This is a genomic window from Xanthomonas campestris pv. campestris str. ATCC 33913, from assembly GCF_000007145.1.
Taxonomy (GTDB): Bacteria; Pseudomonadota; Gammaproteobacteria; order Xanthomonadales; family Xanthomonadaceae; genus Xanthomonas; species Xanthomonas campestris.
In genome coordinates this window covers 1-13,542 of sequence record NC_003902.1, presented here as the reverse complement: position 1 = coordinate 13,542, position 13,542 = coordinate 1, and the positions used below count along the sequence as shown (strand labels likewise).

Genomic DNA, 13,542 nt, shown 5'->3' with positions numbered 1-13,542 from the left:
TCGATCTCATGCGAACGTCGCTCTGCATGTCATCTCATCAAGGCATCCCATCAAGCCACTGCACACACGTTCGAATGCACGTGTCAGCTGTTTGGTTTGTCACGGAAATCGCAAGAACGCGTCACAAGCTCGTTGCGTGTGCGCGGCACTACTTAGCGCATCTCTGTATGCATCTCGGCGATAGGCATCGCGTTCGATGCGATGCGATAGAAGCGATCTGCAGCTAGTGCGATTGCTTGCCGACTGATCGCAATGCGCGTCTTTCTCAAGACTCACTTGATAGGTACGCAGCGCAAGATGCCTTGAGCATTGCCTGCATCAGACGCACCGCTACACCTACAGAAACCAACGGCGTGGCGATGACTTCCAAACAACGCTTCATCAGCGAGGCCGTTTCAACATCGCATCGCTGCCGTCCGCACGCGTGGATCAACGACGACGCATCGATTGCATCCACTATTTGATCGGCAGCATCGAAGGCGCATGCGCAGCACCCTCGCGTCATCGCCGCACAAAAAAACGCCACCGTTTCCGGTGGCGTTGCAGTCGCGTCATGACTGTTGTGTTGCGGTCGTGCGATGTCTTACTGCATGAAGCCGATTTTCTTCATCTGCGAGTTCTTCGCCGCGGCGAGGACCTTGGCCATCACCTCGTACTCAGCATCCTCGTTGGCATCGATGCGCAGCTCCGGCTGATTGGTCGGATCGGCCTGCACCACTTCTTCCATCTTCTGCTGCAACTGCGCGACCGGGGTCGGGCTGTTGTTCCAGAACACCTGGTTGCTGGCGTCGATCCGCAATTCGATCGGCGGCGGCGGTTCGGTCGTCTGCGGTGGCGGGTTGAGCACCCGCTGCGGCAGATCCACGGCGATCGGGTAAGTCATGATCGGCGCGGTCACGATGAAGATGATCAGCAGCACCAACATCACGTCCACGAGAGGCGTGACATTGATGTCGGCCATTGGGCCGCGGTTTCCACCGGTACTGAATGCCATGGCTTACTGCCCCTTCTCTTTGGTTGCAACGAAGCCGACGTCCAACATGCCCTGACCCTGCGCGATCTTGGTGATCTCGTTGATCGTACGCATCTTGGTGGTGCGGTCGCCGCGCAAGTTGAGCGGCGGTTGCGGGGTCTGCTGTGCTGCGGTGGACAGGCGCGACTCCAGGGCTTCCTTGGAGATCGGCTCGTCGTTCCAGTACAGCGACCCGTCTTCCTTGACGGCCAGGGTGATCGGTGCGGCGCGCTTCTCCGCATCTTCCTTCTGGATCAAGTTGGCCTCTGGCAGCTCCACCTTGACCTTGTGGGACATCAGCGGTGCCGTAATGATGAAGATGATCAGCAGCACCAACATGACGTCCACGAGGGGCGTCACATTGATGTCGGCCATCGGGCCGCCGCTGTTTCCACTACTGAAGGCCATAACGGGCTCCGTCTAAATCGTTGCGAAGGCGTTCTTTACTACCGGATTAGCGAACGCGCGAACCGGTTGCGAAGAAGTCGTGCAGGTCGTGGGCAAAGGTGTCGAACTTGGCGATCACCGAGCTGTTGACCTTGGAGAAGAAGTTGAACGCGAACACGGCCGGGATTGCGACGAACAGACCGATCGCGGTCATGATCAGCGCTTCACCCACCGGGCCGGCAACGGCGTCGATGGAGGCCGAACCGGTTGCACCGATCTTGATCAGCGCGCCGTAGATGCCCCACACGGTACCGAGCAGACCGACGAACGGCGCGGTTGCACCGACGGTCGCCAGCAGGGTCATGCCCGACTGCAGCTTGGTGCTTTCGCGGGTCACGGCCTGACGCAGAGCGCGGTCGACGAACTCCGAACGGCTCAGGCTCTCGCCCATACCGCCGGTGCTGCCTTCGGCACGCTGGTGGTGCGCAGCAGCCTGGGCTGCATCCAGTGCGATCTTGGAGAACGGCTCGGAAGCCGGCTGCTCTTCCATAGCGCGGATGGCGTCCTGTGCATTCGGGGCATCCCAGAACGCGGTGGTGACGCGGTCAGCCGCGCTTTTCAGACGGGTGGCGCGGAAGATGTTGATGACAGTCCAGTACCAGGAGGCAGCGGACATGGCGATCAGGGTGATCAGAACGACCCAGGACACGGCGAAGTCGCCGGGGCTGGAGGTCATTTCGGTGATCAGGTGCTCAAAGCCCATCTGCGAAAGAGCGGCCGACGGATTGGAGCCCCCTGCAGCGGCGGCGATAACGAATTCCTGCAGCATGACGCTTACCTTTGTTGTGTGTGGTGATGAAGGGTGGAGCGAAAGGAAGACAGGATCCTAGGCCGGCCGCAGCCGGCCCGTGGATCAGTTCAGAGCAAAGTTGACCGGGACGCGGACGCGGCCGGCGGCTTTCTGCCCATTGACAGTGGAGGCGTTGAACTTCCACTTGCGTGCTGCGTCCATCGCGGCACGGTCAAGGTCGCGGTTGCGGCTGGACTTTTCGACCGACACATTGGTCACGTTGCCGTTGGCATCCACATCCACGATCAGGATGACCTCACCTTGGACACCGGCACGGAATGCGGCCGGCGGGTACTTCGGTGGGTTCATGTTCTTGGACGAGATATCGACGCTGGCACCGATGTCACTCGGTGGAGCCGGCGGAGCTGGCGGGCTCGGCGGCGTGACGATATCGCTCGGACGCGGTTCGGGAACGTCGACCACCGGAGCTTCCGGCGGCGGCGGAACCGGTGACGGCTTCGGCGGCGACAGATTCTTGACCGGCGGTGGCGGCTTGTCTTCCGGCGGCGGCGGCGGCGGCGGCGGCGGGGGAGGAGGCGGTGCATCCACCAAGGTGACCATGGTGGTGCGCTCCTTCTCGGCCGGAGCCTTCGGCGCTACTGCAGGGATCAGCAACATCATCAATGCAGTAAGGTGCAGGGCAATTACGAAAGCAATGCCGATAATGCGGGCCCAGCTCAGACCCTGGTTCCCGGCATCATAGTCATGCCTGTGGATAACGAGTTGTTCCGTCATGCGCCAATGGCTCTTTCAGTGGGGGCCCGGATCACTGTGATGATCCCCAGGTTTTCGGACGGCTTTGACACCGCAGGAACTCCCAAGCTTATACCAATCCCGAGTCCTGTAACCACTAAAAACACAGGGATTTCGGGGGTTTATTTTCTTTTTTTACTTCAGATTGATGATCTTCTTGGCGTCTTCGGGTTTTTTAACACCCTTGGCGATCGCCTGCTGTGCGGCCTGCTTGGCCTCGGGGATGCGTCCTTCCGAATGCAGCACCTTGGCCAGATTCAGATAGGTCTCACCGTCCTTGGAGAGGGGGGCGGCCTTCTGCCAATTCTCGATCGCCTTCGGCACGTCTTCGCTGTAGTAGTACGACTGCGCCAACGCGAGGTAGGTCTGGTAGTCAGGCTTGAGAATGCCCTTCTGCATGCCCTCGGTGATGACGGCGATGACGTCCTTTTCCTTGTTCTCGGTGTTGGCGTAGATCGAGTACAGCTGCTTGTATTCCTTCTCTTCGGTCAGCTGACCGGAGGCGCGCAGCTTGTCCATCACCCCGGCCGCCTTGTCCATCTGGTCGGCCTGCATGTACATGCTGGCCAGATTGAGCTGGGCCTTCTTGTCGTTGGGCGTCTTGGCGGCCAGCGCTTCGGCGGCGGCCACGGCTTCACCGGTCTGGCCGGCTTCGGCGTAGGACGCCATCAGCAGCTGGTTCCACGTGTCCTTGGGTTCGGGCGAGGCGGCGATGGCCTGCTTGAGCACCGGAATGGCTTCCTTGTAGCGCTCGGCCTGGTACAGCGCCTGGCCCTTGAGGATCAGATCTTCCGGGCGCTGCGACTTGCTCTCGTCCAGGTACTTGTCCAGCGTGGCCAGACCTTCGGCCTGCTGGTCATCCTGCAACTGCAGCTGCGCCAGCATCAGCATCGACTGGAACTGGCCGTTGTTGTCCAGCGCGTTCAGGGCGATGGCCTGCTGCAGATAGGTCTTGGCAGCGGCGGTGTCGTCCATGTTGTACGCCGCCTGGGCGGCCAGCTGGCCGGCCAGAGCCTTGTCGGCTTCGTTGGCAGCGCTGTTGGCCAGGATCTCGTCGGCCTGTGCCCGCACCGCAGGGAAATCCTCGCCCTTGTTGAAGGTTTCGATCAGCTTCTGCAGCTTGCTGCCCAGCTTGGACGACGGCTTGATGGTCGGCGCGGTGCGGGTGGACTGCGGGTACAGCTCTTCGGCCTTGCCGCTGTTCTTGGACTTGCGGTTGGCCCGCTCGGTCGAGCGGTCCGACTGCGCGACCGCATCGGTAACGACAGCCCCGCCCAACGATGCGGCGATGATCAGGGACAACAGGGCGTGCTTGCGGTTGAGCAGTTTCATGATTCACCTCGGACGAGCCGCCGTTGGGCGGTACGAAAAGCGGAATGGAAGCTGTACGAAAATTCTGAGCCGGCAAACTTAGCAGAAAGTCTCAGTTCCCGAAAACGGTTTCCGTGCTGTGGTGCAGCATCGGCGCCATTACCCACAACGGGGCACTCGACCGTCCTGTCGGGCCTGCTGATATACCGGTTGCAGGGCATTGACGTCGGCCTGCAGCTCACGGATGCGGTTGGCCGGATCCGGGTGGGTGGACAACCACTGCGGCTGACGGTTACCGCTGGCGGCCATCATGTTCTGCCACAGGCTCACCGCCTGGGCCGGGTCGAAGCCGGCTTGCGCCATCAGACGCTGGCCCACCACGTCGGCCTCGCTTTCCTGGGTGCGTGAGCCGGGCAGCAGGAACACGGTTTGCGCGGTCATGCCGCCGACCTGGTTCACCGCACTGGCGGCACCATCGCCGTAGGCCGCGCCGGCCAGCGCGCCGATAATGCCCAGGCCGGTCTGGGCGCCGAGCTGGCGGGTGATGCGTTCTTCGTGGTGGCGCGAGATTACGTGCCCGATTTCATGCCCGAGCACGGCGGCCAGCTGATCCTGGGTCTTGGCCACGGTGAAGATGCCGGTGTTCACACCGACCTTGCCACCGGGCAGGGCGAAGGCATTGGCTTCGTCGTCGACAAACAGCGCGGTCTCCCAACGAGTCTCGCGCCATTGCGGCGGCAGCTGTGCGACCAGGGCGTTGACCACGCACTGCACGTAAGCGTTTTGCTTGCCGTCGGTGCTGACCTTTTCCTTGGCCTTGGTCTGCGCAAAGGACTCCGCGCCAAGCTTGTCGAGCTGGTCTTGCGTCACGCCGCCTACCACCTGACGGCGGCCGGTTGGCGAAGTAGTGGTGGCGCACGCCGTCAACGCGAGGACGGCAACAACGATCAACAACCTGGCTTTCATTCAATCCCCCTTGAACCCTGTGGGCATTTTGGCAGGGTCGTCTTAACTTTTCGTCAAGCGGGTCAGCCGAGACCAAAAAAGTACAGGGCTGCCAGGGCGGTCGCGTTGTTGATGCCATGCGCCAGGATCGGCGCCCACAGCGTGCCGGTGCGCCAATACAGCCATGCAAACGCCGCGCCCATGCCGCCGTAGACCAGCCACAGTTGGGCGATGGCAACCACGCCATTGCCGCTGATGCCGGGCACTTCATGCACCAGGGCGAAGGTCAGGCTGCTGAGCACCACGCCCAGCCACGGCCGCCCGGCCGCCAGCAGACGCCCGAACAACACGCGCCGGAACAGCAGTTCTTCGTAGGCAGGCGCAATGGCGACTGCAAAGACGACCAGCGCCAGCGGCCATTGCTTGATGGCTTCTTCCATCAGCGGCAGGTTGGTCGGCACCGGCTTGATGCCCAGCGCCGAGGCCAGAACGCTGACCAGATTGCTGAGCATGAATACGCCGGCGGCCACGGCCGCAATCCAGCCCCAGGTCGACCGGCGCCGGATCGCGGCACGCGACGTGGCCTGTTCGGCGGGCGTGGCACGGCGACGCCAGACGTACAGCAGCACCGCCGGAGTCGCCGTGCTGACCAACGCGATCAGCAGCTGCACCATGACGCCCGGTTGGCCGATGGCGGCCATGATCGCGGCCGGGGAGGGGCTGCCGCCCTGCGCACGCACGGCCTGCACCTCGCCCATGCTGCGCAGAAAGCCCCACACCGCAAAGCCGGCCACGCTCAACAGCAGCAACAGGCCGATGGCAATCAGCAGATCGATGCAGAAACCGAGCACGGCGGACCGCAGTGACGGTGGACCGGGCACCGACACCGGCGCCGGGGAAGGCGGAAGAACTGCGCTCATCGTCATCCCTGCAGGGCGGCGCACACCGCCACATCGCGCGTGGCGATGCGGCGGTGCAGGCGGCGGATCAGATATCCAGGTTGGAAACCTTCAGCGCGTTGTCCTCGATGAAGTCGCGGCGCGGTTCCACCACATCGCCCATCAAGGTGCTGAAGATCTGGTCGGCCGCCACGGCGTCTTCAATGCGCACCTGCAGCAGGCGCCGCGTGTCCGGATTGACCGTGGTTTCCCACAACTGCTCGGCGTTCATTTCGCCCAGGCCCTTGAAGCGCTGCACCTGGCGGCCCCGCTTAGCTTCTTCCAGCAGCCAGGCCTGCGCCTGCGCAAAGCTGGTGATCGGGTGGCTCTTGTTGCCACGCAGGATCTGCGCGCCTTCGCGCACCAAGCCATGCAGGGCCAGCGCAACCTCGCGCAGCGGACGCAGCTCACCACTTTCGAACGCGCCCATCGGCAGCACCTGGGTGAATTCCTCGCCCATGTGCTTGCGCACCGACACCAGCGAGGCGGCGGCACTGTCGGTGGCCGGGTCGAAGCGCAGGTGATAGCGCGCCGTGCCCAGGGTGCCGCGATTGAGCACTGCCTGCAGCGCATCCAGCGTGGGATGCACGTCGCCTTCGGCCTGCAGCTGCACCACGTCCAGCGGCGGCAGATCGATCAACGCGGTCAACAGCGCCGGGTCGTAGCGGTGGGCATTGCGGGCAATGGCCTCCTTGGCGCCAGCGAACAACAGCAGCAGTTTTTCCAGCGCCTCGCCGGTGATCGGCGGCTCGTCGCTGGCCGGGATCAGCGCTGCACCTTCGACCGCGCTGCTGGCCAGGTAGGCGTTGAGCGCGGCGTCGTCCTTGAGATACAGCTCGCTCTTGCCCTGCTTGAGCTTGTACAGCGGCGGCAGGCCGATGTAGATGTAGCCGCGCTCGATCAGCTCCGGCATCTGCCGGTAGAAGAACGTGAGCAGCAGCGTGCGGATGTGCGAGCCGTCCACGTCGGCGTCGGTCATCAGGATGATGCGGTGGTAGCGCAGCTTGTCCGGGTTGTACTCGTCGCGGCCGATGCCGGTGCCCAGCGCGGTGATCAGCGTGCCCACCTGGTCGGAGGCCAGCATGCGATCGAAGCGCGCGCGTTCGACGTTGAGGATCTTGCCGCGCAGCGGCAGCACCGCCTGGTTCTTGCGGTTGCGGCCCTGCTTGGCCGAGCCACCTGCCGAGTCACCCTCGACGATGAACAGCTCGGACAGCGCCGGATCCTTTTCCTGGCAATCGGCCAGCTTGCCCGGCAGGCCGGCGATATCCAGCGCGCCCTTGCGGCGGGTCAGATCGCGCGCCTTGCGGGCGGCTTCACGGGCACGGGCGGCATCGACGATCTTGCCGGTGATGGCCTTGGCTTCGTTCGGATTTTCCTGCAGGAATTCCTGCAGGCGCGCACCGAAGGCATTTTCCACCGCCGGGCGCACGTCCGAGCTGACCAGTTTTTCCTTGGTCTGCGAGGAGAAGCTGGGGTCGGGCACCTTCACCGACAGCACTGCGATCATGCCTTCGCGCATGTCGTCGCCGGTCAGGGTGATCTTTGCCTGCTTGGCGATGCCGTTCTGCTCGATGTAGTTGCTCAGCACGCGCGTCAACGCGCCGCGGAAGCCGGCCAGATGCGTGCCGCCATCCTTCTGCGGGATGTTATTGGTGAAGCAATACATGGTTTCCTGGTAGGCGTCGGTCCATTGCAGGGCCACGTCCACCACGATGCCGTTGTGCTCGCCGGTCACCGAAATCACGTTCGGGTGCAGCGGGGTCTTGAGCTGGGCCAGATGCTCCACGAAGCTGCGAATGCCGCCTTCGTAGTGGAAATCGTCGCGCCGGCCTTCGCCGCGCTCGTCGATCAGCGCAATCTTGACGCCGGAGTTGAGGAACGAAAGCTCGCGTAGGCGGCGCGCCAGGATGTCGTAATGGAACTCGACGTCGCTGAAGATCTCCACCGCCGGCTTGAAGCGCAGCGTGGTGCCGCGCTTGGTCGAGGCTTCCAGCTGCTTGAGCGGGTACTGCGGCTCACCCAGCGCATATTCCTGCTGGTAGTGGAAGCCGTCGCGCCAGATATCCAGCCACAGGTGCTCGGACAGCGCGTTGACCACCGAGACGCCCACGCCGTGCAGGCCGCCGGACACTTTGTAGCTGTTGTCGTCGAACTTGCCGCCGGCGTGCAGCACGGTGAGGATCACCTCGGCTGCGGAAACGCCTTCTTCCTTGTGGATGTCCACCGGAACGCCGCGGCCGTTGTCCGACACCGCTACCGAGCCATCCACGTGGATCTTGACCACGATGTCATCGGCGTGGCCCGCCAGGGCCTCGTCGACCGAATTGTCGACCACCTCGAACACCATGTGGTGCAGGCCGGTGCCGTCGTGCACATCGCCGATGTACATTCCGGGGCGCTTGCGGACGGCTTCGAGGCCACGCAGCACGGTGATCTTGCTGGAGTCGTAGGTGCCGTTGGGTGTTGGCGGTGTGGTTTGTTCGTCGGTCATGCGCGTGCCGTTGGCTCCACAACACGCACGAGGACGGCGGAAGCCGTATCGCGCGTGGGAAAAGGGGGATAGCGCGGCAATTATACCAGCCGGCTCATGCCAGCCGCGGCGGATTAGTCGGCAGCGGTTGTGGGCACCAACTGACCGTGTTCCACGTGGAACCGGCGCAGGGTCTTGCCGGCGTCGGCCAGTCCGGGGGGAAGTTCAGTTGCGGTAATCAGCACCTGCGCCGGGGCGCTCGCCAATCGTTGTATTACCCGGGCCTGATGATGACGGTCCAACTCGGAACCCAGATCATCCAGCGCCATGATGGGCCACTCGCCACGCTCATGGGCGAAATCCTCCGCCTGGGCGAGCAGGCAGGCCAGCGCCGTAAGCTTGGCCTGCCCCCGTGAGAGCGCGTCCTTGCCGGGCAGAGCGTCGAACAACGGCGCCCAGTCGGCCCGGTGCGGGCCCTGCGAGGTGTAGCCGTTCTGGCGGTCGCGTTCGCGGGCGAGCAGCAGGGCATCCGCCAACGAAACCTCGTGGCGGCGCCAGCCGGGTGCGAACGTCAGTGCAGACAGGCCAAGCGAGGGGGCAATGGCCGTTGCGACCGGGACCAGGCGTTCCTGCAGCCGCTCAAGGTACTGCAGGCGCCGAGAGGTGAGGGTTTCGCCAGATTCGGCCAGTTCGTGATCCCAAGCATCCAGCATCTGCGGCTGTGCGCCCTGTTTGAGTAAGGCGTTGCGCTGTTTGAGTGCGCGCGCGTACCGACGCCACAGCGCCAGAAAGTCAGGTTCCACGTGGAACAAGCCCCAATCCAGGAAACGCCGCCGTGGTTCGCCGCCACCGCTGATCAGCACATGGCTGCCAGGCTCGAAAGTCACCACCGCAAGTGCGGCACACAGCGACCCGAGTTGGGCTACGTCCTCGCCATCCAGGCGGCCGGTCCATTCCTGCCCGCTGTGCCGCAGGCCGGCACGGCGTGTGCGCTCGGTGCTGTCGCCCGCACGTTCGCGCCATTCAACGAAGATTTCCAGATCCTGCCCACCCTGGCGGATCAACCCGTCCCGCACCCGGCCACGAAAGCTGCGCCCGTAGGCCATGACATGCAGGGCTTCAAGCACGCTGGTCTTGCCGGCACCGTTGTCGCCGGTCAATAGATTCAACGTGCTGGCTGGATGAAACTCGACTGCTTCGAAGCGACGAAGTCGATGGATGGACAACCGCGCTACATGCATCGATCGGTCTGCTTGGCCTTGAAGTCCGGCATCGGACGGGGCGGAGCATACGTGATCGGCAGTGGACATGCTGCGGCAAACGTTTCCGTCACGCGGCGACAAACTGGGGACAAGTTGTGGACAGTTTCAATGCCCATGGCGGCCGTTTCGCTTATCCACAGGTAATCAGGGCGTTTGAGCGGGTCTAGACACAGGGTTTCAAGGCCACAAAAGTGTTTAAGAACATATGCTTAACCTACTTTTCGGAGAAATCTGGCCCTACCATCACCACCCAGCCTTTAAGATTTATCTAGATTTAAAAGCTTTGAACGTTGTGCATAACTCAAAAGTACCTTCCGAAGCCGTGCTCTAATCGCACGAAACTCTTTTGCAGAAGACCTAGTCTCTTGTTCGCACCCTGGTTCCCTGTGTTTATGATGTTCCCTCACCAAGTGACGATCTCAGGTTTCTACGGAGCAGGCCGACCCGAAGCAGAGAGCGTGTGCCGATAGCCGCCGTGTTCTAGCCACGAGACCACGAGTGCTTTCGAGCCATGATTGGAAGAGAGCAGATAATCGCTTCCCTGATTGCTCGTGATGGCTCTTACGTCTTCAGAGCCAGCCAAGAGCAAGCCCGCGATATCCCACCATTGCCACGTGACACGGGACACCAGTCATCAGTCGATCCTGCGTGCGCGGAAGCTCGCTGCCCCAGCCAATCCGCATGACTTCGCAGCAACGGTCGTTCACGACATCTCAGACCGCAAACCAAGGCACATTGGCTTGAGAAACCCCGAGTACGCCGGCAGGCACGTCGATGGCAGCGAGCCATCTGTCTCAATGTTCCTTGGCCCACAAAAAAGCCCGGCGTAAGCCGGGCCCCTTCGTGTTCCACGTGGAACGCAGCGTCAGAGGCGCAACGGCATCACGACGTGGCGGGACTTCTCGCTGCTCGCCTCACGCACCAGCGCCGACGAATTGGCATCGCGCAGCTGGATCACCACATGCTCGTCGCGCAGTGCAGAGAGCGCATCCAGCAGATAGTTCACGTTGAAGCCGATGGCCAGATCATCGACCTTGGTATCGGCCTCGATCTCTTCCTGCGCTTCTTCCTGCTCCGGGTTGTGCGCGCTGATCTTCAGCTGGCCCGGCGATACTTCGACGCGAACGCCGCGGTACTTTTCGTTCGACAGAATCGCCGCACGCTGCAGTGACGCACGCAGCGCCTCGCGGTCCACCTTGACCTCACGGTCCGCGCCGATCGGTATCACCGCCTCGTAATCCGGAAAACGGCCGTCGATCAGCTTCGAGGTGAAGGTGACATCGCCGCGCTTGACCCGGATATGGCTACGGCCCAGCTCCAGCTCGACATCGCGATCAGCCGCCTCCAGCAGGCGCAGCAGCTCGGTGACGCCCTTACGCGGCACGATGATCTGGCGCTTCGCGCTACCGGACTTTTCCAGCTCGGTCTCGCACAGCGCCAGGCGGTGACCATCGGTCGCCACGCAGCGCAGCAGGCCATCGCGCAGGTCGAACAGCAGGCCGTTGAGGTAATAACGCACGTCCTGCTGGGCCATCGCGAACGCCGTGCGCTCCATCAGCTCCTTCAGCCCGGCTTCCGGCACCGCCACACGCTCGGTGGCCTCGACTTCGTCCACCGACGGGAAGTCGTTGGCCGGTAGCGTGGCGAGCGTAAAGCGGCTGCGCCCGGCCTGCACCGTAACCTTGTCTCCGGTCTGCGAGACGGTGACGCGGCTGCCGTCAGGCAGGGCCCGCAGGATGTCGAACAGCTTGCGCGCCGGGATCGTGGTTTCGCCGTCCTGGGCGTCCTCGACCATGGTGCGCGAGATCATTTCGACTTCCAGGTCGGTCCCCGTCAGCGACAGCTGGCCGTTGTTCACCTGCACCAGCAAGTTCGCCAGTACCGGCAATGTCTGACGCCGTTCGACGACATTGACCACCTGGGCCAACGGCTTGAGGAAGGCTTCGCGCTGCAGTGTGAAACGCATGTGGTTCCGTGCCCCTATGCTTTAAAGATGTGGAATAAATCAAAAGCTTGGTGGTGATGGTAGGGCCGTTTTTGGCGGACAACCACACTAACGTATTGTTTCCAAGAACTATTTTGAGCTTGAAAGTCTATGGACTAGTGCCCCTGGAGCGGTGGGAAAACCTGTGGATAGTTTTCGCCTCAACGCTGCAGCCGCATTTATCCACAGATTCTCCCGCATTTGGCCCCAACTCATCCACGCTTTTTTCCAAGACGGGCGAGAAGGGCGCCAAACGCTCACTCGCTGAGCTTGCGAATCAGCTTTTCCCAGTCCTCGCGCAGCTTGCCGTCGGCCTCCATCAGCGTGCGGATCTGCCGGCAGGCGTGCAGCACGGTGGTGTGGTCGCGGCCGGCAAACGCATCGCCAATCTCCGGCAGGCTGTGCTCGGTCAACTCCTTGGCGAGCGCCATCGCCACCTGGCGCGGGCGCGCCAATGAGCGGGTGCGGCGCTTGGAAAGCAGGTCCTTCATCTGCAGGCCGTAGTAGTCGGCCACGGTCTTCTGGATGTTGGGAATGCCGATCGCCTGCTGCTGCGCACGCAACAGGTCACGCAGCGTCTCCTGCGCAAACTCCACAGTGATCGAGCGGCCAGTGAAGTTGGCGCGGGCCACCAACGTGTTGAGCGCCCCTTCCAGGTCGCGCACGTTCGAGCGCATCTTCTTGGCGATCAGAAACGCCACGTCGTCGGGAATCTCGGCGCCGCGCTCGCGCGCCTTGGCCAGCACGATCGCCGCACGCGTCTCGAAATCCGGCGGGTCGATCGCCACCGACAGGCCCCAGGCCAGGCGCGACTTCAGCCGCGGCTCCAGGCCCTCGACTTCGCGCGGATAGCGGTCGCAGGTCAGGATGATCTGCTGGCGGCCGTCGAACAGCGCGTTGAAGGTGTGGAAAAACTCCTCCTGCGTGCGGTCCTTGCCGGCAAAAAACTGGATGTCGTCGATCAGCAGCGCATCGATCTGCTGGAACTGGCGCTTGAACTGGTCCATTGCCTTGTCCTGCAACGCGCGGATCATCGCGCTGAAGAACTGTTCCGAGCGCAGGTACATCACCTTGGCCGCCGGATTGGCCTGGCGCAGCGCGTTGCCGGCCGCGAACATCAGGTGGGTCTTGCCCAGCCCGGTGCTGCCGTACAGCAGTAACGGGTTGTGTGCACGGTCGCCCGGCTTCTGCGCGGCCTGGATCGCCGCGGCCAGACCGAGCTGGTTGCTGCGGCCTTCCACGAAGTTGGCAAAGGTGTAATGCGAATCCAGGTTGCCGGCGAAGGGCACGATCGGCGCGGCCGCCGGCGCACTGGCGACGGCTTGCGGTGCCGGCAGCGGCTCCGGCGCACGCGGACGGGAGCCGACCGCCAGCGCCACCTCGCCATTGCCGGCGAAATATGCCAGCAACTCGCGGATGCGCGGCAGGTATCGCTCGCGGACCTGCTCAACAATGAAGGCGTTCGGCGCGTACAGCACGATGCTGTCGCCGCGATCTTCGGCCTGCAGGGGTTTCAACCAGGTGTGGACATCCTCGGGCGGGAATTCAGCTTCGAGACGTTCCAGACAGCGGGGCCAAGCATCCATCAAAGTGTGATCATCTGTTGCTGGCTGCGGCGCGCAGAAAA

11 protein-coding genes are annotated in these 13,542 nt (G+C 63.0%); all 11 read right to left on the bottom strand.

Annotation, left to right across the window (positions count from 1 at the left end; translation table 11 throughout):
• Positions 1 to 583: 583 nt before the first annotated feature.
• Positions 584 to 994: an ExbD/TolR family protein gene (locus tag XCC_RS00055; RefSeq protein WP_011035269.1), complete on the bottom strand. Its 411-nt coding sequence runs from the start codon at positions 992 to 994 to the stop codon at positions 584 to 586.
• A 3-nt stretch (positions 995 to 997) separates the two neighbouring features.
• Positions 998 to 1,420, bottom strand: coding sequence for an ExbD/TolR family protein (locus tag XCC_RS00050; RefSeq protein ID WP_011035268.1), 423 nt, complete (start codon positions 1,418 to 1,420; stop codon positions 998 to 1,000).
• Between the two features lie 46 nt (positions 1,421 to 1,466).
• Entirely contained in the window at positions 1,467 to 2,228 is a 762-nt protein-coding gene (exbB, locus tag XCC_RS00045) for a TonB-system energizer ExbB (RefSeq protein ID WP_011035267.1), read from the bottom strand.
• 84 nt (positions 2,229 to 2,312) lie between these two features.
• Complete coding sequence (locus XCC_RS00040) at positions 2,313 to 2,984, bottom strand: energy transducer TonB (RefSeq protein WP_011035266.1); 672 nt, start codon at positions 2,982 to 2,984, stop codon at positions 2,313 to 2,315.
• A 153-nt stretch (positions 2,985 to 3,137) separates the two neighbouring features.
• Positions 3,138 to 4,334, bottom strand: coding sequence for a tetratricopeptide repeat protein (locus XCC_RS00035; RefSeq protein WP_011035265.1), 1,197 nt, complete (start codon positions 4,332 to 4,334; stop codon positions 3,138 to 3,140).
• Positions 4,335 to 4,472: 138 nt separating this feature from the next.
• Positions 4,473 to 5,279, bottom strand: a complete 807-nt coding sequence (locus XCC_RS00030; protein ID WP_011035264.1) for a M48 family metallopeptidase — start codon at positions 5,277 to 5,279, stop codon at positions 4,473 to 4,475.
• 62 nt (positions 5,280 to 5,341) lie between these two features.
• A complete protein-coding gene (locus XCC_RS00025; RefSeq protein WP_029628810.1) occupies positions 5,342 to 6,178 on the bottom strand; it encodes a CPBP family intramembrane glutamic endopeptidase in 837 nt (278 codons plus the stop codon).
• Between the two features lie 67 nt (positions 6,179 to 6,245).
• The gene (gene gyrB, locus XCC_RS00020) at positions 6,246 to 8,690 is read right to left on the bottom strand and encodes a DNA topoisomerase (ATP-hydrolyzing) subunit B (RefSeq protein ID WP_011035262.1); all 2,445 of its coding nucleotides are present in this window, start codon (positions 8,688 to 8,690) and stop codon (positions 6,246 to 6,248) included.
• 113 nt (positions 8,691 to 8,803) lie between these two features.
• Positions 8,804 to 9,910: a DNA replication/repair protein RecF gene (gene recF / locus XCC_RS00015; RefSeq protein ID WP_011035261.1), complete on the bottom strand. Its 1,107-nt coding sequence runs from the start codon at positions 9,908 to 9,910 to the stop codon at positions 8,804 to 8,806.
• An 886-nt stretch (positions 9,911 to 10,796) separates the two neighbouring features.
• Complete coding sequence (gene dnaN / locus XCC_RS00010; RefSeq protein WP_011035260.1) at positions 10,797 to 11,897, bottom strand: DNA polymerase III subunit beta; 1,101 nt, start codon at positions 11,895 to 11,897, stop codon at positions 10,797 to 10,799.
• Between the two features lie 275 nt (positions 11,898 to 12,172).
• Positions 12,173 to 13,501 (bottom strand): chromosomal replication initiator protein DnaA, encoded by a 1,329-nt coding sequence (gene dnaA / locus XCC_RS00005; protein ID WP_011035259.1) that lies wholly within the window; start codon positions 13,499 to 13,501, stop codon positions 12,173 to 12,175.
• Between the last annotated feature and the right edge of the window lie 41 nt (positions 13,502 to 13,542).